Consider the following 20,812-nt stretch of genomic DNA (forward strand, 5'->3'; position numbering starts at 1 on the left):
AATGCTCCTATCTTACTTTTCTAGTTTGATTGTAAATCAATTTTAACTTGGTCAAGAACTGCTCGACCTGACTCATATCATTTTCAAGGTCTAGACTAAGACGCACAGCTGACTGAGCCTTATCTTTATCCACTCCCATGGCTATCAAGGTGCCAGCAGGTTTCCCAGCCTTGGACGAACAAGCAGAGGTCGTTGAGATGAAAATATCATAGTCTTCAAAGGCGTGAACAATAACTTCTCCACGAACACCCTTGATTCCAAAAGTTAGGATATGAGGGACAAAGTCTTCCTCATCTGAAAAGACAAAAATATCTGGATAGTCGAGAAGAGCTTGGCGAATGACTGCCTTCATCTGCCCAGTCTTGCTAGTAAAGAAATCTAGCTTTTCCATAGACAAACGGAGAGCCTTGGCTGTCGCAGCAATCCCTGCCACATTTTCAGTTGTCGAACGATAATCACGTTCCTGACCACCACCTGTTAAAAGAGGCGTAATCTTCTTGCTGGACTTGATATAGACAAAACCAACACCACGGACACCATGAAACTTATGACTCGAGAAGGTCGCAAAATCCACTCTATCAGTTAAATACTTTTCAGTTGGAATCTTGGCAAGCGCCTGAACCGCATCAACATGGAAGGAAATAGTTGGCTTGTCTGCCAAGAGTTCTGAAATAGCCTCAATAGGTTGGATAGAGCCGATTTCATTGTTGACCGCCATGACAGAAATTAGGATTGTGTCAGGCCGTATCAAACCTGCCAACTCTTCAACATTCACAAATCCTTGCTCATCTACTGGAGCAAAATCCACCTCAAAACCTTGAGAGTTCAACCAGAGGGCTGATTCTTTGACTGCTGGATGTTCAATAGCAGATACGATGATGTGCTTGCCAAACTGGGCTTTTTCAAAGGCCACACCCTTGATGACCCAGTTATCTCCTTCTGTTCCACCAGATGTAAAGAAGATTTCATAACTTTTCTTACCGATTAAATCTGCAATCTGTTGACGGGAAGCATCTAAGATTCGTGTTGCCTGGTCTCCCAAACGATGGAGACTAGATGGATTTCCTAAAATTTTTGAAGCCACCTGCATATAGGTTTCAAGGGCTTCAGGATAGGGCTTGGTCGTCGCCGAATTATCAAAGTAAATCATGTTTTCTCACGCTTTCTAAAATCACTCCTTCTATTGTATCATGAAACGGAGCCTGCGACAAGAAAGGGCAATTCCTCTTTTTTTAAGATTTTTTTAAAGAAATGCGGTATAATAAATTTTAATTAAAGGAGAGAATGTATGTCTAATTATCGTAGAACTTCAAAACCAAAAACAGAACACATCAAAAAAGGCTTCACGGTCTTTCAAAAAACCGTTGCTACAATCGCTAGTATCCTTGGCTTGATTACCGCAAGTATCACAATCATGAACGCCCTAGATAATAATAAAGATACTAAAAAAGAACCTACGACAAGCCAGACGACAACCATTGTCAAAGAAATTCAAAAGGAATTCCCTAAGGAAAATACTAGTCCCAATAAGGAAAATAATACTAGTCAAGAAAAAACACAGCAAGAGGAAACGCCAAAATCTAGCGTCAAGGAAGAGAAAAAAGAAGAGCAGAAAGCATCAACTCAGGACTCTTCTACTCCAACTCCAAGCAAACCCGCTACTGAAACTGAAAAGCAGTCCAATAATACTCCAACTTCAGAAAATAAAAGTAATCAATAGCCTGTAAAATAGCTTCTCTCCAAACTTGGAAAGAAGCTATTTTTTTATTGTTGTAACACTTTTCGAGGTTTGGTACCTTCAGCTGGACCGATGACACCTGCCATCTCCAGTTCTTCCATAAGGCGGGTCGCACGGTTAAATCCAACTGACAAACGACGCTGAATCATGGATGCGCTGGCTTTCTGGGTTTCGATAACCAAAGCCTTGGCTTCTTCAAAAAGCGGATCTCCACCAGATTCACCATCTGAAAATTCTCCATCATTTTCTGAAACCTCACCTGGATCAAAACTCTCATCGTAGTCCGCGTCTGCCTGAGCCTTGATGAAGTTTACGATGCGTTCGACATCGTCATCCGAGATAAAGGAGCCTTGCAGACGAACTGGATGATTTTCATCAATCGGTTTAAAGAGCATATCCCCTCGGCCAAGCAGTTTTTCTGCTCCATTTTCATCCAAGATAGTACGGGAGTCTGTCCCTGATGAAACCGCAAACGCTACACGAGATGGAACATTGGCCTTAATCAACCCAGAGATGACATCAACAGATGGACGTTGAGTTGCGAGAATCATGTGAATCCCTGCAGCACGTGCCTTCTGTCCAAGACGAATAATGGCATCCTCTACTTCCTTGCTGGCCACCATCATGAGGTCAGCCAACTCATCTACAATCACAACAATGAGCGGTAGCGGAATCTGCTTATATTCAGACTGGGCATTGAAGTCTTCTACCTTGGCATTAAAGCCTGCAATATTCCGAACTCCCACCTTGGCAAAGAGTTCATAACGATTTTCCATCTCATCCACAACCTTTTGCAGAGCCTTGCTGGCCTTACGTGGATTGGTCACAACTGGAATCAAGAGATGAGGAATGTCATTGTAAACAGACAACTCAACCATCTTGGGATCGACCATCATAAATTTGACTTGGTCTGGTCTTGCCTTCATGAGAATGCTAGCTATAATACCATTAACTGCTACTGACTTCCCTGAACCCGTTGAACCTGCGACGAGCAAGTGGGGCATTTTGGAAAGATCAAAAGCTCTTGCAGTGCCATTAACTGCCTTCCCTAAAGGAATTTCCAAGAGATTTTCTGCTTTCGTTTGAGATTGTTCCCATAGTTCGCGGAAGGACACAGTCGCAATCTCGGAGTTTGGTACTTCTATTCCAACTAAGGATTTCCCTGGGATAGGTGCTTCTATTCGGACATCCTTGGCAGCCAAAGCCAGAGCAAGGTCATCTGCTAGATTGGAAATGCGGTTAACCCGTACACCAACTGCTGGCTTGACTTCATACTTGGTCACTGATGGGCCAATTTCAGCCCGTTCAACTGTCACCTTGATACCAAAGCTAGCAAAGGTTTCTTCCAAGATTTTGATATTTTCCCGAACGATTTTCTTCTCTTTAGACTGGTCCTTTGGTTTATCTGGGGCAAAGAGTTGTAAACTTGGAAGTTTGTATTCAAGAGCTTCTTTAGCCGAAAAATCGACCTGAACATCTTCATCATCAAATGTTTGTTCCTGTTCTGGGAATTCAAGTTCAGGTTGAGGCAGGATGATTTCTGGTTCCACCCACTCTTCTTCTGGAACAGGAGGAACGTCAAGAACAACATCATCAGTCAGAATTTCACCCGTTTCCATATCAACAGGAGGCAAATCTAGCAAGGCTTTCTCAGCCGCTTCTTTTTCTAATCTAGCCTCTTCCTCAGCCTTTTGACGAGCTTTTTCTTCTTGTTTGACAAAGCGTTCCTCTTTTCGACGCTCATGCCCTTCCCGCCATTTAGCAAAGCCTCTACTGAAAAATTCAGCAATATCGTAAACAGACCAAGGACTGATCAGGAGGGCACCCACTAAAATCAAGATAGAACCAATAAAGTAAGTACCGATATTTGAGAAGAGAAAGGCTGTTGGCACATAGAGGGCAACACCAATCAAGCCTCCTCCAGCAAAACTGGTCGTTCGAAAACCAGTCAAATCAGTCACAACCTGAGCCATGGTTCCTTTTAGAACGGACTTGTCCAAGCCATATTTCCAAACCAAGTAGGCCTCAAAAATCAGGAGCAAGCCTGCAAATATAGTGAAAAAGCCAGATAGGAGGCCTTCCTGTTTTCGGATCCACTTAAAAAGGAAGAGATAGATCAAGAGGGCAAATATTGCCAGATAGGCTAAGCTTCCCACCAGCAAGCGAATTAAATTGTAAAGGGTGATACCGGCAGCCCCTAATTTAAAGGCTGCGAAAATCAATAAAATCGCGATTCCTAATGAAATCAACATTCGTTGAATCGCTTCTTTTCTTTCGAGTTCTGCTTTAGACGGTCTCCGTCTTGTTTTACTTGTATTCTTGTTTGCCATTCTTATATTATACCATATTTCACAGGTATTTCGAAAAGAGAAAAAGACTGCACCAAACGGTACAATCTTTTCTTATATCTAATGTTTATGCTTGAGGTTTGCGGAGGTAACCATAAACCACACCACTTACGATTGCTCCTACCAAGACAGAGGCAAGGTAAAGAAGAGCATTTGAAGTGAGGGCGATCACAAAGATTCCTCCGTGTGGCGCCATGAGTTTGATACCAGCAAGACCAACGAGTCCTCCTGCTACTGCTGATCCAAGGATGAAGCTTGGGATCGCACGAGCTGGGTCTGCTGCACCAAATGGAATCGCTCCCTCAGTGATAAATGACAAGCCCATGATGATATTTGTCAAACCAGAGTTACGTTCTTCTTTGGTAAATTTATCTTTGAAAAGAAGGGTTGCGACAAAGATAGCAAGTGGTGGAACCATTCCTCCAGCCATAACTGCTGCCATAGCCACAGAACCACCTGAAGAAACAGTAGCTGCAAGCGTACCTGTACCAAAGACATAAGCCGCTTTATTGACCGGTCCACCCATGTCAACAGCCATCATTCCACCAAGAACGATACCAAGAAGGACAGCTGAACCTCCACCAAGACCGCCTAGGAAGTCATTCATAGCAGTGTTGATTGCTGCCATTGGGATATTCACAGCTAGCATGACAAATCCAGTCAAGATTGTTCCAAGAAGTGGCAAGAGAAGGATTGATTTAGCACCTTCAAGTGAACGAGGAACTTTAACGTATTTCTTGATAGCAAGAACTAAAGCACCTGCGATAAATCCACCAACAAGGGCACCTAGGAAACCAGATGAGACACCTGCAAGAGTTGAAGTTGCTTCACCACCTGCAGCATAAGGAATTTTACCAAAGGCAAAACCTTCTTTGGCAATAGCACCAGCCACGAAACCTGCTACCAAACCTGGTTTTTCAGCGATAGAGTAGGCAACATAACCTGCAAAGACTGGGAGCATCAATCCAAAGGCTGCACCACCAATTTTCATGAACATAGAAGCTAACTCATGGTAGGAACCAAGATTGCCAAGGTTTTCATTTGGAACGCCCAAAGCACCGTCAATCAAGAAGGCAAGGGCAATCATGATACCACCACCGATAACGAATGGCAACATTTGAGAGACACCACTCATCAAGTGTTTGTAGAAGGCACCACCAAGGCTTTGTTTTTCGTTAGAGGCTGTTGCAGCTTTTGCACCGTTTGCAGCACGGTAGATTTCAGCATCCCCAGAAAGAGCCATGTTGATCAACTCTTCTGTCTTACGGATACCGTCAGCAACCGGACGATTGATCAATGGTTTGCCATCGAAACGATCCATTTCAACTGCCTTGTCTGCTGCAATGATAACAGCTTTAGCCTTGCGGATATCCTCTGCAGTTAGTTGATTTCCAACACCGCTAGCACCGTTGGTTTCAACCTTAATGCCAACCCCCATTTCAGCAGCTACTTTTTGAAGGGCTTCTTGGGCCATATAAGTGTGGGCAATACCTGTCGTACAAGCTGTAACAGCAACGATAAAGTCACTAGAATCATTAGCAGGTACTGGGACAGGCTGCTCAGCTTTTTCTGAAGCTTGGTTAAAAAGTTCGATAACTTGGTCAGCTGATGTTGCTTGACGAAGTTTATCAGCAAAGCCGTCTTTCATCAAGTATTGAGACAATTCTGCCAAGGCTGCCAAGTGAGTGTCATTTGCACCTTCTGGAGCTGCAATCATGAAGAAGAGATCAGTTGGTTGCCCGTCCAAGCTCTCATAGTCAACTCCCTTGTTTGACTTAGCAAAGAGAACTGTCGCTTCTTTGACAGCAGCGTTTTTGCTGTGAGGCATTGCGATACCGTCACCCAAACCTGTAGAAGTCAAAGCTTCACGCGCTAAAATTCCTTCTTTAAAGGTTTCAAAATCTGTTACATAACCGTGGTCTGTCAAACTTTTAATCATCTCGTCGATGACAGCTGTTTTTTCAGTTGCCTGCAAATCCAGCAACATGACATCTTTTCTCAATAGGTCTTGAATTTTCATCGTTTTTCTACCTCAACTTTTTCATATGTTTCTTTAATAAATTCCGCTGTTGCCAAGTCATCTGAGAAGGTTGTTGCCGTTCCACAAGCCACTCCCCATTTGAAGGCTTCTACTGCGTCTTTTGATTTGACAAACTCACCTGTGAATCCAGCCACCATAGAGTCACCAGCTCCAACTGAATTTTTCACTGTTCCCTTGATTGGTTTAGCAAAGTATGCTCCCTCAAATGTGACAAGAAGGGCACCGTCACCAGCCATAGAGATAATAACGTTTTGAGCACCTTTAGCCAGGAGTTCTCGAGCATATTTTTCAATTTCATCTAAACTATCGAGTTCAACTCCAAAGATAGCTCCAAGCTCGTGATTATTTGGCTTAACCAAGAGCGGTTGGTATTCCAAACTATCAATCAAGGTCTGGCCTTCAAAGTCACAAACCACTTGCGCACCTGTCTGACGGGTCAAGGCAATTAAATCCTTATAGATAACATTGCCTAGATTTTTAGCACTTGAACCAGCAAAGACAACTGTATCATCTGCCGTCAGACTAGATAAGATAGCTTTCAATTCTTCTAGCTGGGCTGGTTCAACAGTTGGACCAGTCCCGTTGATTTCTGTTTCTTGGTCTGCTTTGATTTTAACATTGATACGAGTATCTTCTGCCACTTGGACAAAACGTGTCTCGATTTCTTCATCAGCCAAAGTATCTGTGATAAATTTACCAGTAAAGCCACCGATAAATCCCGTCGCTGTATTTGGAATATCCAAACGTTTCAAGACACGACTGACATTGATTCCTTTCCCACCAGCAAACTTATCATCACTGTCCATACGATTGACACTACCGACTTGGACTTGGTCCAAACGAACGATATAGTCAATGGATGGATTGAGTGTGACTGTATAAATCATACTTCTATTACCTCCGTTTTCTCCTTAATAACCTGCAAGAGCTCATGCCCTTGACTTGTGATAACAATAGCGCGTTTGAGTGGTGCTACCTTGGCAAAGCAAGTTTGTCCAATTTTAGACGAATCAACCAAGACATAAGTCTGTTTGGCATTCTCTAAAATAGCTCGCTTCACAGCTCCCTCCTCCATATCAGGAGTCGTATAATAGCCATCGTCCACACCATTCATTCCGATAAAGGCACGGTCAAAGTGCAATTGGTTAATCTGGTTAAGAGCAACGCCCCCGATACTAGCATCTGTCGCCATCTTGACACTCCCTCCAACCATGACAGTTGGAATCTGCTTTTCAACCAACTGAGCGGCATGGTGAATCGAGTTGGTCACAACAGTAATATTCTTATTGACCAATTCAGGAATCAAAAAGGCTGTCGTTGTTCCAGCATCGATAAAGATGACATCTTGTTCCTTGATGAGAGAGGCTGCTTTCTGAGCCAACAACTTCTTCTCTTGAAGGTTTTTGACAGATTTTTCTTGAATGGTTTCTTCTTCCTGCAAGGAGTGAGGCAATTCTGCTCCACCATGCACGCGACGAAGCTTGTTTTCCGCTTCCAACTCATCCAAGTCTCTTCGAACCGTTGATTCTGAGGTCTCTAGCAAACTAACTAATTTTTCTAGAGACACTACATGATGTTGATTTAACTCCTCTAAAATCAGTTGTTTCCGCTCTGTTTTTAACACTGAATCACCTCCTGTTATCGTTTACACTATTCATTCTATCACACTTTATTTCAATGTCAAGCATTTTTTGTCATTTTCTTTCAAATTCTATCATTTTTCTTATTTCCAGAATTTTTATTGCAAGATAAGTATCTTTATGGTAGACTATTTGAGTAAGTATTGGAAGATTACTCAAGAGGCTTAAGAGGCCGTGTTGGAAACGCGGTAGGCGTGTAACAGCGTGCGTGGGTTCGAATCCCATGTCTTCCGTGGAAAAGAACAATTATTTTTGGGATGCGACAAATGTTGTATCCTTTTTTGTATCTCTTTTTTAAAAAAGAGGCTCTGCTTTAGGATCTGTTTGTGACTCCTTTGTTGTATCCTTTTTCCGCAAAAGAATACCAAGGAATACCAAAGAATACCAAAGACAAAAATAAAAAACGTTGATTTAACAACGTTTTACCAAGGAATGCTAAAGAATGCAAAGGAATAATGGAGCCGGTGGGAGTCGAACCCACGTCCAAACACCTGCCAACATATTTGTCTACAACCATAGGTTATGTATTAGTTTAACAGTTCCTCGACACATAACTCAAGCCTAGAAACTGCGAGTCTATCAATCTCTTATCAAGCCACTAGACAAGGCTTGATCGTATCTCGCTAATAATAAGACCTGTCATTGAACACGAGCAATCCAAATCGGGTCACGCCTGCTGGTTTTTAGGCAGCTAGAGCGTAAGAAGTGTTATTTTTTGCAGTTATATTTAACTGAGCGTTTACGTCGCCACACGAGTCGCAAAATATGCCTCATAATGCCTGTCGAATCCGTAACGACCCCAAAAGACAGTAAAACCATTATACCTTATCTAACTAAAAAATGCAAAAAAGAAATCACATACCTAAAAAAGATACTATTCGAGAAATTTAACAAACTGGGAGACTAACTACAACTTTCTCAGTGCATAACTTTACGATTGTGAATAGAACTTACGAAATCCAATTAACACATACCTAAGATGAAGCTATTTGTTTTGAAGAAATTCACGAAGAGAATTATTCTAAAATACTTTCAGATGAGGATTTCCCTACTCTCTTTGTTTCAATTCATTTGAGTTTAAAAACTATAAAATCAATCCTTATATTATTCGGACTGCTTTTTACTTGTTGCACTAAAATAAATAGATTTCATTCGAACCTTAATAGACTATGAAAACCAGTGGAACTTACCCTGACACGGAATTCCACTGGTTTTTTCGATTTTTATCAGATTAACTTCTACTATTCTTAGCTGTGAAAATTAGTTTAAGACTTTAACTTATTTTCAGTCTTCTAATCTAAAGGCCACTTCCAGTAAAGAAAAATCAGGGTTCTCCTGACTTTTACTTAGCTAATTCTCTTTCTCGTTCTTTCATTATTTTATGATTTTCATACAAACGGGATAAGAACTTAGAAATTTCTTTCAAGATAGAATAGGTTGGCACTGCGACAATCATTCCAACTACACCATAGATATTGCTTGACAACAAAAGTAAAACTAAAATCGTGATTGGATGAACCTTCATAACACTTCCTACGATTCGAGGATATAAGATATTGCCATCTACCTGCTGAACAACAAGCATATAAATCACTGCAATCAGCATTCTATGGGGATCAGTGAATATATTTGCGATGATCATAGGAATCAAACCAATACTCGGCCCCACATAAGGAATTAAATTGGCTACACCAGAAAAAATAGCAAAAACTAAAGCATATTTTAAACCAATAATACTATAGCCAATATAAGCCAAACAACCTATAATGATTGCGTCAATCGAAACTCCACTAATATAGCGAGCAATCGTCGCATTCAAATTCTTTAATAAGCCTGCAATATGCAAGCGATCCCTCTTTAGAATCGTTCTTTCAAGCATGGGCAAGAATTTATGTCCATCTAATAAGAAATAAACCAAAAAAACTGGAGTCATAATCAAAATCAAAACAGTACTGATAAGAGCTGACAAGACGCTCCCCACACTATTTGATACGCTATTTAGGATATTTTGAAGAATATCAACATAGGATAAGTTTAACTGCTGAATTGTAGCTTCTACATCCAAATTCTGGAGCGCAGGATAATTAGATAAGTCTATGATTAAGTCTTGTACTCGACTATAAATAGTTTGACTAGATATAATCAAACTAGATAACTGATTAATCAAAATAGGTAAGAGATAGAAAACACCTATGACCATTCCCCAGACCAAAGCACACAAGGTAATTAAAATACCAAGTAGACGATTGAGTTTACAGACTTTATTTAAGAAAGTAACAATAGGGTTTGTCAAATAATAAAGAAAGCCCCCCAATAAAAATGGAATCATAATTGTATTAAGCACGCTAACAAAAGGGTTAATCAAAGACCCCATCTGTCTCCATAGGTAAAAGATGATTGTTAAGAGTAAAATTTCTGTGGTCCAAAAAAATAATTTATTTCTACGAAACATGAGTTACCTCCCTCACTCTATTTTACCATATTTTCAAAAAGCTTAACGGATGAATTATTAAAGCAAGAATATTTTTTTTCTTTATGATAGAATAAGACTACTATGAAAAAAATATTTTTAACTTTATTAACTGTCTCCCTTTTAGGAAGTGCTTCTACTGCTGTTGCTCAAGATTTTACCATTGCCGCTAAACATGCGATTGCTGTTGAGGCAAATACTGGTAAAATTCTCTATGAGAAGGATGCAACGCAACCTGTCGAAATTGCTTCCATAACAAAATTGATTACTGTTTATCTGGTCTATGAAGCCTTGGAAAACGGAAGTATTACCCTCTCCACTCCTGTAGATATTTCTGACTATCCTTATCAATTGACGACAAATTCTGAAGCCAGTAATGTTCCTATGGAAGCTCGTAATTATACCGTCGAACAACTACTTGAAGCAACCCTAGTATCTAGTGCTAACAGTGCTGCTATTGCCTTAGCTGAGAAAATTGCTGGCTCAGAAAAAGACTTTGTTGATATGATGCGTGCCAAACTCTTGGAATGGGGAATCAAAGATGCCACTGTTGTCAATACAACTGGTCTGAACAACGAAACTCTAGGAGATAATATTTACCCAGGGTCTAATAAAGATGATGAAAATAAGCTCAGTGCTTATGATGTTGCTATCGTTGCCCGCAACCTCATCAAAAAATACCCACAAGTCTTAGAAATCACCAAAAAACCTTCTTCTACTTTTGCTGGAATGACAATCACTTCGACCAACTACATGTTAGAAGGCATGCCTGCTTACCGTGGTGGTTTTGATGGACTGAAAACAGGAACAACAGATAAGGCTGGAGAGTCTTTTGTTGGTACTACTGTTGAAAAAGGCATGAGAGTCATCACAGTTGTTTTAAATGCAGACCATCAAGACAATAATCCCTACGCTCGGTTTACAGCTACATCTTCCCTAATGGATTATATTTCTTCTACATTTACACTTCGCAAAATCGTTCAGCAAGGCGATGCCTATCAAGATAGTAAAGCCCCTGTACAAGATGGAAAAGAAGATACGGTCACTGCAGTTGCCCCAGAGGATATCTATCTAATCGAACGTGTTGGGAATCAATCTTCCCAATCTGTTCAATTCACTCCCGATTCCAAAGCAATCCCAGCACCACTTGAAGCTGGAACAGTGGTTGGCCATCTGACTTACGAAGACAAGGATTTGATTGGTCAAGGTTACATTACCACAGAACGTCCTAGTTTCGAAATGGTAGCAGAAAAGAAAGTTGAAAAAGCCTTCTTCTTAAAAGTTTGGTGGAATCAGTTTGTCCGCTTTGTTAATGAGAAATTATAAAAAAATCGCGGTTTAAAATCGCGATTTTTTATTACAAATTCATCTTCAAAGTCCTTGATTTTAAGTATATCTAAAATCAAATTTTACCCAACTGACCCTTCCATTTCATAGCTAATCAAGCGGTTCAGCTCAACTGCGTATTCCATTGGAAGTTCTTTTGTGAAAGGCTCTACAAATCCCATAACAATCATTTCTGTTGCCTCAGATTCTGACAAGCCACGGCTCATGAGGTAATAGAGTTGCTCTTCTGAAATCTTAGATACCTTGGCTTCGTGTTCCAAAGCTACTTGCGAGTTATGAATTTCATTAAATGGAATAGTATCTGATGCTGACAAGTCATCCATGATAATGGTATCACACTCGATGTGAGAGACAGATTTCTTAGAGTTTTTGTTAAAGGTTACTTGTCCACGGTAGTCAACCTTCCCGCCGCCTTTAGCGATGGATTTAGACACGATAGACGAGCTTGTATGTGGAGCGTTGTGGATCATCTTAGCACCAGTATCCTGGTGTTGCCCAGCATTGGCAAAGGCAATCGAAAGCATGGTTCCACGAGCACCTTCTCCATCTAGGTAAACAGATGGGTATTTCATGGTTGTTTTAGCACCCAAGTTTCCATCAATCCACTCAACAGTGGCATCCTTTTGAGCCTTAGCACGCTTCGTTACCAAGTTATAAACGTTATCAGACCAGTTTTGAATAGTCGTATAACGCATATAAGCTCCGTCCAAGGCAAAGATTTCTACGATGGCTGCATGCAAGCTGTTGCTTGAATATGTTGGCGCTGTACATCCTTCTACATAGTGGACACTTGCTCCCTCATCAACGATAATCAAGGTACGTTCAAACTGACCTGTATTTTCGTTGTTGATACGGAAGTAGGTTTGAAGCGGAATATCCACTTTCACCCCTTTTGGTACGTAGATAAAGGTTCCACCTGACCATACTGCCGAGTTGAGGGCTGCCAACTTGTTATCAGTCGGCGGTACCAACTTCGCAAAGTATTGTTTAAACAAATCTGGGTATTCTTTGAGAGCAGAATCCGTATCTGTAAAGATGATACCTAACTTCTCAAATTCTTCCTTCATGTTGTGGTAAACTACTTCTGACTCGTACTGGGCAGAAGCACCAGCTAGATAAGCACGCTCAGCTTCAGGAATCCCGATACGTTCAAAGGTTTCTTTGATTTTTTCTGGAACTTCATCCCAAGAACGAGCAGGTTTATCAGATGGTTTTTGGTAGTAAATCAAGTCATCAAAGTCAATCTCTGACAAGTCTGCTCCCCAAGTTTGCATGGGCATTTTTTTGAAGGTTTCATAAGACTTCAAACGGAATTCTAACATCCACTCAGGTTCTCCCTTAGCAGCTGATAATTCGCGAATGACATCTTCGTTCAATCCTTTTCCTGTCGATAGGACAGGCTCTACATCGTCATGGAAACCAAATTTATATTCACCAAGGTCAATTGGTTTTGGTTCTACTCTTTCTTCAGCCATAATATCCTTTCTTTCATTCTTCATTTCTACTAATTCATAAGACAAAAGAAACTTGTCTTATTGTTTTTCTTGATCTTCAATTGTTTTCTTAAGGGCATTCCAAGCTAGGGTTGCACACTTGATCCGTTGCGGAAATTTGGCAATACCTGACAAGAAGGCTGCATCACCGAGTTGGTCTAGGCGTTCATCTTTTTGCCCTTGAACCATTTCAGAAAAAATGGTCGCAAGTTCTAAAATTTCTTGTTTGTTTTTTCCTAAAACAGCATCTGTCATCATGCTAGCAGAGGCAGTTGAGATGGTACAGCCTGAGTTTAGAAAAGCGATATCCTCCAAACGATCATCTGCATCAAACTTGACGGAGAGATTGATGACATCCCCACAAGTCGGATTGTTGAGACTGATTTGTTCAGCGTCTTCTAACTTTCCTTGGTGATGTGGATTTTTCGAATGGTCTGCTACCACTGCCATATAAAGGCTATCTAGTTTAGAAAGTGCCATTGAAAAACTCCTTTGTCTTTTGTAAGGCATCGACTAGTTTGTCGCAATCTGCCTTGGTATTGTAGATATAAAAACTTGCACGAGCTGTTGCTGGGACATCCAAATACTGAAGCAAGGGTTGCGCACAGTGGTGACCTGCTCGAACAGCCACTCCTTCATAATCCAAGGCAGTCGCAAGGTCGTGAGGATGAAGGTCGCCTAGGTTAAAGGCAATAACACCTGAACGTTGAGCCAAGTTCTGCGAACCATAAATAGTCAAGCCTTCAATCTCCTGCAGTTTTGGATAGACGTATGCAACCAATTCCTGTTCATGAGCTTCAATGGCATCCATGCCAATGTTTTCAAGATAATCCACTGCAGCAGCAAGTCCAATAGCACCAGCCATGTTAGGAGTTCCAGCCTCGAATTTCCAAGGCAATTCCTTCCAACTAGCAGATTGCTCATAGACGAAATCAATCATCTCACCGCCAAATTCAAGAGGTGACATTTGTTCCAGATACTTTTCTTTACCGTAAAGGACACCGATACCAGTCGGACCGGCCATCTTGTGACCTGAAAAGGCAAAGAAGTCCACATCCAAGGTCTGGACATCAATCTTCATATGAGGTGTAGATTGAGCTCCATCCACCACCATGATGGCTCCAACTTGGTGGGCTATTTTAGTGATTTCTTTGATCGGATTGACCACTCCAAGAACATTAGAGGCATGAGCTAGCGAAACGAACTTGACCTTGTCCGTCAATTTAGCTCGCAAGTCCTCCATATCCAAGGCTCCATCCTTAAGATAGACATAGACAAGCTCTGCTCCAGTCTTGCGACAAGCTTCCTGCCAAGGAATAATATTGGAATGGTGTTCCATGACAGAAATCAAGACCTGATCTCCCTCAGTCAGAACTTCCTCAGCAAAGCGTGCCACCCAGTTAAGGCTGGTTGTCGTTCCTCTAGTAAAGAGAACTTCCTTTGTAGAGCCTGCATTGATAAACTTACGAATGGTTTCACGAGCGGCTTCATAGGAAGCTGTCGCCCGCTCCGCCAAGGTATGAACCCCACGATGAACATTTGCATTGTCCTGTTCATAGTAGCGGTTGATTGTTTCCAGAACTGCTAGTGGTTTCTGTGTCGTCGCAGCATTGTCTAGGTAGACCAGAGGTTCATCGTTGACAATCTGGTCTAAAATTGGAAAATCCTTGCGAATCGCTTCTACATCTAACATCGGCTTCCCCTTAGCGTTTTGACAATTTTTCTTCGATCGTTGCAATCATTTCATCACGAACTTCCTTGACTGGAATCTCAACGATAACGGATCCAAGGAAACCACGAACAACCAAACGCTCTGCAGTTGCCTTATCCAAGCCACGGCTCATGAGGTAGTACATATCTTCTGGATCTACTTGTCCGATAGAAGCCGCGTGTCCTGCAGTTACGTCATTTTCATCAATCAAAAGAATTGGGTTAGCATCTGAACGCGCCTGGTCTGAAAGCATGAGAACACGGCTTTCTTGTTGCGCATCGGCTCCCTTGGCACCCTTGATAATGTGACCAATACCGTTGAAAGTTAAAGTTGCTTTTTCAAGGATAACCCCATGTTGGAGGATATTTCCGATTGAGTTACATCCGTAGTTAGTCACTCGAGTATCAATCCCTTGCACTTGGCGGCCACTTGAAAGAGCTACCACTTTAAGGTCAGCATGGCTACCGTTACCAATCAGGTCGCTATCAAAGTCCGCAACGACATTTCCTTCGTTCATAACACCGATTGCCCAGTCAATGCTTGCATCGTTGCCCAATTTACCACGACGGCTAATGTAGGCAGTGACATTTTCACCTAAACGGTCAATAGCCGCAAATTTCACTTGCGCACCAGAACGTGCAATCACTTCGACTGTGATATTGGCAGTTGCTTTGGCACTACCCTCACCGCGTGACTCTAAACGCTCCAGATAACTAATCTTAGAATTTTTACCAGCGATAATCATAATATGCTTGTTAAATGGCACATCACTATCGCTATCTTGATAGAAAATTCCTTCGATTGGCTCTTTAATCTCAACATTATCAGGAATGTAGAGAACAGCACCACTATTGAAATAAGCTGTATGGTAGGCTGCCAACTTGTCATCGTCATACTTAACAGATGACATGAAGAATTCCTCAATAAGCTCTGGAATTTCTTCTAAAGCTGAGTGAAAGTCTGTAAATACAACACCTTGTTCAGCCAACTCAACTGGAATTTGTTCAAAAACAGTCTGAGTACCTACTTGCACCAACTTCAAGTGATTATCTAAAGCTGTGAAATCTGGAACATTTGCTGATGGCTCACTTTCTGTAATGGTTCCATCACCCAGATTCCAACGGTGGAATTTGACACGCTCAATAACTGGTAATTCTAAACTCTCAATCTTATCAAAAGCTTTTTGACGGAGGTCAGCCAACCAGCTTGGTTCAGCGTGCATTTCTGAAAAAAGTTTAATATTTTCTTTAGTCATTTACTTCTCCTAAAAGATACGAGGGAATTACAATTCTTCCTTGTAGTCGTAGCCAAGTTCTTCAGCTAGTTTTGCGTATCCTTCACGTTCCAAACGCGCAGCCAATTCTGGACCACCAGAAAGGACAACACGCCCTTCCATCATGACGTGTACCACATCAGGTGTGATGTAGTTCAAAAGACGTTGGTAGTGAGTGATAATCATAGCACCAAAGCCTTCACCACGCATGGCATTCACACCTTTAGAAACAACTTTAAGAGCGTCAATATCAAGACCAGAGTCAATCTCATCCAAAAGGGCAAAAGTTGGTTCCAACATCAAGAGTTGAAGAATTTCATTACGTTTTTTCTCACCACCAGAGAAGCCTTCGTTGAGGTAACGCTCAGCCATTTCTTCTTTCATGTTGAGCAATTCCATTTTTTCATCTAGCTTAGTGATGAACTCACGAACTGAAATCTTTTCATCATCTTCTTTACCAGCATTCATTGCTGCACGAAGAAACTCAGCGTTAGTAATTCCAGGAATTTCAGAAGGATATTGCATAGCAAGGAAAAGTCCCATACGCGCACGCTCGTCCACTTCCAGCTCAAGGATGTTTACGCCATCAAACAAAACTTCACCTTTAGTTACTTCATAGTTTGGATTTCCCATGATAGCGGCAGAAAGAGTCGATTTACCTGTACCATTTGGTCCCATGATAGCGGCAATTTCTCCTGTTTTCAGGGTCAGGTTAACCCCTTTTAAAATTTCTTTTCCTTCAATCTCAACGTGAAGATCTTTGATCTCTAATACTGACATGATAGTTCCTTTCTTTTTCAAGACCTTTACAGTGCTTACTAGAAAAACGCCTGATTTCCCCAGAAATAGAGTAAAAGGTCTATAAATATACTTTTCTAGTATAACAAAAAAAAGCCTAAAAGGCTTTGATTTTGTCTGGAAGCTGAGGGCTAGTCTTTCCTATTAAAATGCTGATCGATGACATCAACGATTTTGCCCATCACATAACTGACTCGGAAATTTCTAAAGAGCAAAATGGCCCAAAAGGCTGCCATAATATAGCGGCCAGTCATCCAGGCTTCATTGAAAAAATAGGTCTCAGCAGCTGTAAACAGCGCCATAATAATAAATTGTTGTTTATTCATAAACTTATTGTATCATGAAATCTTTCTTTAGTCTTCCTCTACCTTCACTTTATCAGCCAAAAATTCAAATCCTTCTGGAATCAGGCTTTCTTCTGCTTCTTTTTCAGCTTGAGAAGATTTGGCTTTGGCTGAAAAGGCTGCGCGAACTTCTTTCCATTCCTCCATAGAAATGGCTAAAATCTCAGGTGAAAAACCTGCTGCCTGACTGAGGATATTGCCAAACATGGTGTTGAGATTGTCCCGTTTCATGGTTTGACCAGCATTGAAGTTAGACTCAAAAGCAAGAATGGCATGGTGTTCATTGGCCGCAACCGGTTGAGAACCAACCAGCAAAGCCTTATCAGGGCCTCCTAGACTTTCAATTACCTCTCCCCAGGCATTCTGCAAACGAATCAAGTTTTGACGTGCTAAATCAGGATTTTCGACGGCCTCTTGTAAAATAGACTGCACTTTATTGCGATCCACACGATAGACTGTCTTGCCTGCCGCTGGTCGACTAGGAGCTGGACTTGGTGGCTTGGGCACAGTTCCCACATTGGCGAGTTCTTGTTTGAGACGGGCAACTTCCTGTCTCAGTGCAGAAATTTCATGTTCAACCGCTCCTGATAGAGCTGGTCCAGGCTTGATCTCCGCCAAACGGATGGTCATCATCTCAGCATAAATCTTGGGCTGCAAACTAGACTTAATATCTGCTAAACTCACTGTTGCTAAGCGAATCATTTCAAACAGATTTTCTTGAGGAAGTGCCAAGTTTTCCACAAAGACTGGACTATGATGAGTGTTTTCTCCACCTGTTTGAACAATTAACAAGTCTCTTAAATAGTACAAAAGGTCGGTCACAAAACGGGTCATGCTCTTACCATTGTCAAAGAGAAGATTTAAGCAAGCTAATGCTTTGGGAACATCCTGTTGAGACAAGGCAGCCACATAATCATCCAAGGCTGATAGGCTAATGGTGCCAGTAATTTCTTCAGAGATGGCAGTCGTCAATTCATTTCCCTGTGTTAGACTCAGGGCTTGATCCAAAATAGACAAGGCGTCCCGCATTCCACCTTCCGCCCGTCTGGCAATGATTTCCACAGCCTCTGGTTCAGAACTAATATTTTCTTTTTCTAAGATATAGTGGATATGTTCCTTAATATCCTGTGTCTTAATTGATTTAAATTCAAAACGTTGCACACGGGATAGAATAGTCGCAGGAATCTTGTGCAATTCAGTAGTAGCCAAAATAAAGACCACATTCTGTGTTGGCTCTTCCAGCGTTTTTAGAAGAGCATTAAAAGCCCCTGTAGACAGCATGTGAACCTCGTCTATGATATAAACCTTATAACGGGCAAGACTAGGGGCATAGGTAGATTTATCACGAATTTCACGGATTTCATCGACTCCATTATTAGAGGCCGCATCCATTTCGATGACATCTTCTAAACTACCGTCCGTCACTGCCTGACAAATATAGCAGTTATTACAAGGTTCACCACCCACTTGATTTGGGCAGTTCATAGCCTTGGCAAAGATCTTAGCTACACTGGTTTTTCCTGTTCCACGTGGACCAGAAAAAAGATAGGCATGACTTATTTTCTCTTGCTCCACTGCCTGTTTAAGAGTCTTAGCAACAACTTCTTGACCAACTAACTGGGAGAAGTTTTGACTTCTATATTTTCGATAAAGTGCTTGATACATTAAGATTTTTCCCCAAACATTGTAAAGTCCCATTTCGTATTTTCAAGCAAAATCGCGACAAATTGTTCCAAATAATCTCGATCCGTTGCATCGTAATCCTCAATCTCTGAAGAATCCAGATCCAAAACTCCAAGTAACTGACCATTCTTCATCATCGGCACCACAATTTCACTTTTAGCTAGACTGTCACAAGAAATATAGTTGGGATAGGTCCTTACATCACCAACCAGGACTGTTTCCTGAAACTCAGCAGCTTCACCACATACGCCCTTGCCTAGTGCAATACGGATACAGGAAACACCTCCTTGGAAGGGACCTAAAACCAATTCCTTTCCATCGAACAAATAAAAGCCTGCAAATACAGTATTAGGAAAGCGTGATTTTATGAGAGCACTGGCGTTGGAAAGATTAGCCAAAACATTGGTCTCGCCTTCCAATAGGAAGGACAATTCTTCATTTAACATTTGATAACGTGATTGTTTTTCTGATTTTAACATAGAACTATTATATCAAAAAAGGAGCAGAGACAAAAGAAAAATCCCTTGTTTAGTAAACAAAGGATTTTGTGAATTTTCAATTTGATTAAAGTTCGATATCACCAAACAAATCAGCCATTGAGAATCCTGTTTGTGTTTCTGGAAGTTCGAAATCACGTTTTTCTTGACGTTTTGGACGACGTGGACGAGCAGCACGTTTTTCTTCTTTTTGTCCTTCTTCTTGAGCTGGACGCTCTTCAAGAGCTTTGATAGAAAGTGATACGCGCTCTGCATCTGCGTTAACGTCAAGAACTTTAACTTGAACTTCTTGACCAACTTTAAGAGCTTCTTTTGGATTTTCAATACGTTTGTGTGAAATTTGTGATACGTGAACAAGTCCATCGATACCTGGCAATACTTCAACAAATGCACCGAAGTCAGTCAAACGTTTAACTGTTCCTTCTACTACATCACCTTTAGCCAATTTTTGCTCAACACCATCCCATGGTCCAGGTGTTGTTGCTTTAAGTGAAAGTGATACGCGTCCTTCTTCTTCGTTAAGATCAAGAATTTTCACTTCAATTTCTTCACCAACAGTTACAACTGATTTTGGTGATACGTTACGTTCATGTGACAATTCAGTCAAGTGAACCAATCCGTCAACACCACCAAGGTCGATGAAAGCACCGAAGCTTGTGATACGTGCAACTTTACCAGTTACTACATCACCAACAGCCAATTTACCGAATACTTCAGCGCGAGCTGCTGCTGTAGCTGCTTCAACAACTTCACGACGTGAAAGGATGAAGCGGTTTTCTTTAGCGTCAACTTCTTTGATTTTAGCATCAAATTCTTGACCTACAAAACGCTCAGTGTTACGTACGAAACGAGTATCCAACATTGAAGCTGGGATAAATCCACGAACACCTTCAAATTCTACTGAAAGTCCACCTTTAACGGCACGAGTTCCTTTAACAGTAACAACTTCTTCTTCGCGACCAACAAGTTTGTCCCATGCTTTGCGAGCTTCAAGGCGTTTTTTAGATACAAGGTATGTAACTGTATCAGTATCTTTACCAACTACTTGACGAAGTACAAGAACATCCAATACTTCTCCTACTTTAACAAAGTCATTGATATCTGCATCGCGATCGTTTGTCAATTCGCGAAGAGTCAAGACACCTTCAACACCAGTTCCAGAGATTGCAACGTTAGCTTGAGTCGCATCAACTGTCAATACTTCAGCACTAACAACATCACCAGTCTCAACTTGGCTAACGCTATTTAGCAAATCTTCAAATTCGTTCATCTAAAAAATCCTCCAACAATCAAGTTTTTCTTAAACTTGACATACTTATAATTTTTTTCCTAAGCACCCGCAAGGACATGTTCATATCATTCACGTCTTTCAATTATAAAAATAAAATACCCTAAGATATTTTGCTTTTTATCTTGATTATTACCTAAG

Annotated in this window: 17 protein-coding genes, 1 tRNA gene and 1 other RNA gene; 3 read left to right on the forward strand and 16 right to left on the reverse strand. The window is 41.2% G+C overall.

Annotated features, from left to right (window positions below; translation table 11 throughout):
* Positions 1 to 7: 7 nt before the first annotated feature.
* Positions 8 to 1,150, reverse strand: a complete 1,143-nt coding sequence (locus tag WKI42_RS01020) for a cysteine desulfurase family protein (RefSeq protein WP_368080945.1) — start codon at positions 1,148 to 1,150, stop codon at positions 8 to 10.
* Between the two features lie 138 nt (positions 1,151 to 1,288).
* On the opposite strand from WKI42_RS01020, the gene WKI42_RS01025 reads away from it, so the two are divergent.
* Complete coding sequence (locus tag WKI42_RS01025; protein WP_368080946.1) at positions 1,289 to 1,720, forward strand: DUF6556 family protein; 432 nt, start codon at positions 1,289 to 1,291, stop codon at positions 1,718 to 1,720.
* A 44-nt stretch (positions 1,721 to 1,764) separates the two neighbouring features.
* Here WKI42_RS01025 and WKI42_RS01030 read toward each other — a convergent pair whose 3' ends face one another.
* The 4 genes from WKI42_RS01030 to WKI42_RS01045 all read right to left on the reverse strand — a co-directional run bounded on the left by WKI42_RS01030 (position 1,765) and on the right by WKI42_RS01045 (position 7,751).
* Positions 1,765 to 4,068 carry a DNA translocase FtsK gene (locus tag WKI42_RS01030; protein ID WP_368080947.1) on the reverse strand — a complete coding sequence of 768 codons (2,304 nt, stop codon included), beginning with the start codon at positions 4,066 to 4,068 and terminating at the stop codon, positions 1,765 to 1,767.
* An 85-nt stretch (positions 4,069 to 4,153) separates the two neighbouring features.
* The gene (locus tag WKI42_RS01035; protein WP_368080948.1) at positions 4,154 to 6,106 is read right to left on the reverse strand and encodes a fructose-specific PTS transporter subunit EIIC; all 1,953 of its coding nucleotides are present in this window, start codon (positions 6,104 to 6,106) and stop codon (positions 4,154 to 4,156) included.
* Positions 6,103 to 7,014, reverse strand: coding sequence for a 1-phosphofructokinase (gene pfkB, locus WKI42_RS01040; protein WP_368080949.1), 912 nt, complete (start codon positions 7,012 to 7,014; stop codon positions 6,103 to 6,105). Before pfkB ends, WKI42_RS01035 begins: the two co-directional genes overlap by 4 nt.
* Positions 7,011 to 7,751, reverse strand: a complete 741-nt coding sequence (locus WKI42_RS01045) for a DeoR/GlpR family DNA-binding transcription regulator (RefSeq protein WP_368080950.1) — start codon at positions 7,749 to 7,751, stop codon at positions 7,011 to 7,013. Before WKI42_RS01045 ends, pfkB begins: the two co-directional genes overlap by 4 nt.
* 161 nt (positions 7,752 to 7,912) lie before the next feature.
* Here WKI42_RS01045 and WKI42_RS01050 point away from each other — a divergent pair.
* Positions 7,913 to 8,000, forward strand: a tRNA-Ser gene (locus tag WKI42_RS01050).
* A 220-nt stretch (positions 8,001 to 8,220) separates the two neighbouring features.
* Here WKI42_RS01050 and ssrA read toward each other — a convergent pair.
* Both ssrA and cozE read right to left on the reverse strand, forming a co-directional pair.
* Positions 8,221 to 8,568: a transfer-messenger RNA gene (ssrA, locus tag WKI42_RS01055) on the reverse strand.
* A 541-nt stretch (positions 8,569 to 9,109) separates the two neighbouring features.
* Positions 9,110 to 10,219 carry a cell elongation protein CozE gene (gene cozE / locus WKI42_RS01060; RefSeq protein WP_368080951.1) on the reverse strand — a complete coding sequence of 370 codons (1,110 nt, stop codon included), beginning with the start codon at positions 10,217 to 10,219 and terminating at the stop codon, positions 9,110 to 9,112.
* 102 nt (positions 10,220 to 10,321) lie between these two features.
* Between cozE and pbp3 the strand changes: the two genes are divergently transcribed.
* On the forward strand, positions 10,322 to 11,563 hold the full coding sequence (gene pbp3, locus WKI42_RS01065) for a D-alanyl-D-alanine carboxypeptidase PBP3 (protein WP_368080952.1): 1,242 nt from the start codon (positions 10,322 to 10,324) through the stop codon (positions 11,561 to 11,563).
* Between the two features lie 83 nt (positions 11,564 to 11,646).
* Here pbp3 and sufB read toward each other — a convergent pair whose 3' ends face one another.
* From sufB to rpsA, 9 genes are all read right to left on the reverse strand, one after another.
* Positions 11,647 to 13,059: a Fe-S cluster assembly protein SufB gene (gene sufB / locus WKI42_RS01070; protein ID WP_000797051.1), complete on the reverse strand. Its 1,413-nt coding sequence runs from the start codon at positions 13,057 to 13,059 to the stop codon at positions 11,647 to 11,649.
* Positions 13,060 to 13,116: 57 nt separating this feature from the next.
* The gene (sufU, locus tag WKI42_RS01075) at positions 13,117 to 13,557 is read right to left on the reverse strand and encodes a Fe-S cluster assembly sulfur transfer protein SufU (protein ID WP_368080953.1); all 441 of its coding nucleotides are present in this window, start codon (positions 13,555 to 13,557) and stop codon (positions 13,117 to 13,119) included.
* Positions 13,544 to 14,770: a cysteine desulfurase gene (locus WKI42_RS01080; RefSeq protein ID WP_368080954.1), complete on the reverse strand. Its 1,227-nt coding sequence runs from the start codon at positions 14,768 to 14,770 to the stop codon at positions 13,544 to 13,546. Before WKI42_RS01080 ends, sufU begins: the two co-directional genes overlap by 14 nt.
* Before the next feature lie 10 nt (positions 14,771 to 14,780).
* Positions 14,781 to 16,043, reverse strand: a complete 1,263-nt coding sequence (gene sufD, locus WKI42_RS01085; protein ID WP_000159654.1) for a Fe-S cluster assembly protein SufD — start codon at positions 16,041 to 16,043, stop codon at positions 14,781 to 14,783.
* A gap of 27 nt (positions 16,044 to 16,070) precedes the next feature.
* The gene (gene sufC, locus WKI42_RS01090; protein WP_000114489.1) at positions 16,071 to 16,841 is read right to left on the reverse strand and encodes a Fe-S cluster assembly ATPase SufC; all 771 of its coding nucleotides are present in this window, start codon (positions 16,839 to 16,841) and stop codon (positions 16,071 to 16,073) included.
* A 149-nt stretch (positions 16,842 to 16,990) separates the two neighbouring features.
* Positions 16,991 to 17,185 carry a DUF3272 domain-containing protein gene (locus WKI42_RS01095; RefSeq protein ID WP_001041547.1) on the reverse strand — a complete coding sequence of 65 codons (195 nt, stop codon included), beginning with the start codon at positions 17,183 to 17,185 and terminating at the stop codon, positions 16,991 to 16,993.
* 27 nt (positions 17,186 to 17,212) lie between these two features.
* Positions 17,213 to 18,868 (reverse strand): DNA polymerase III subunit gamma/tau, encoded by a 1,656-nt coding sequence (dnaX, locus tag WKI42_RS01100; RefSeq protein WP_368080955.1) that lies wholly within the window; start codon positions 18,866 to 18,868, stop codon positions 17,213 to 17,215.
* Positions 18,868 to 19,365, reverse strand: a complete 498-nt coding sequence (locus WKI42_RS01105; protein ID WP_173277424.1) for a GAF domain-containing protein — start codon at positions 19,363 to 19,365, stop codon at positions 18,868 to 18,870. Before WKI42_RS01105 ends, dnaX begins: the two co-directional genes overlap by 1 nt.
* Before the next feature lie 85 nt (positions 19,366 to 19,450).
* Positions 19,451 to 20,653 (reverse strand): 30S ribosomal protein S1, encoded by a 1,203-nt coding sequence (gene rpsA / locus WKI42_RS01110; RefSeq protein ID WP_112443543.1) that lies wholly within the window; start codon positions 20,651 to 20,653, stop codon positions 19,451 to 19,453.
* Positions 20,654 to 20,812 lie beyond the last annotated feature (159 nt).

Source organism: Streptococcus pseudopneumoniae (assembly GCF_038148935.1).
In the GTDB taxonomy this organism is placed as follows: Bacteria; Bacillota; Bacilli; order Lactobacillales; family Streptococcaceae; genus Streptococcus; species Streptococcus pseudopneumoniae_U.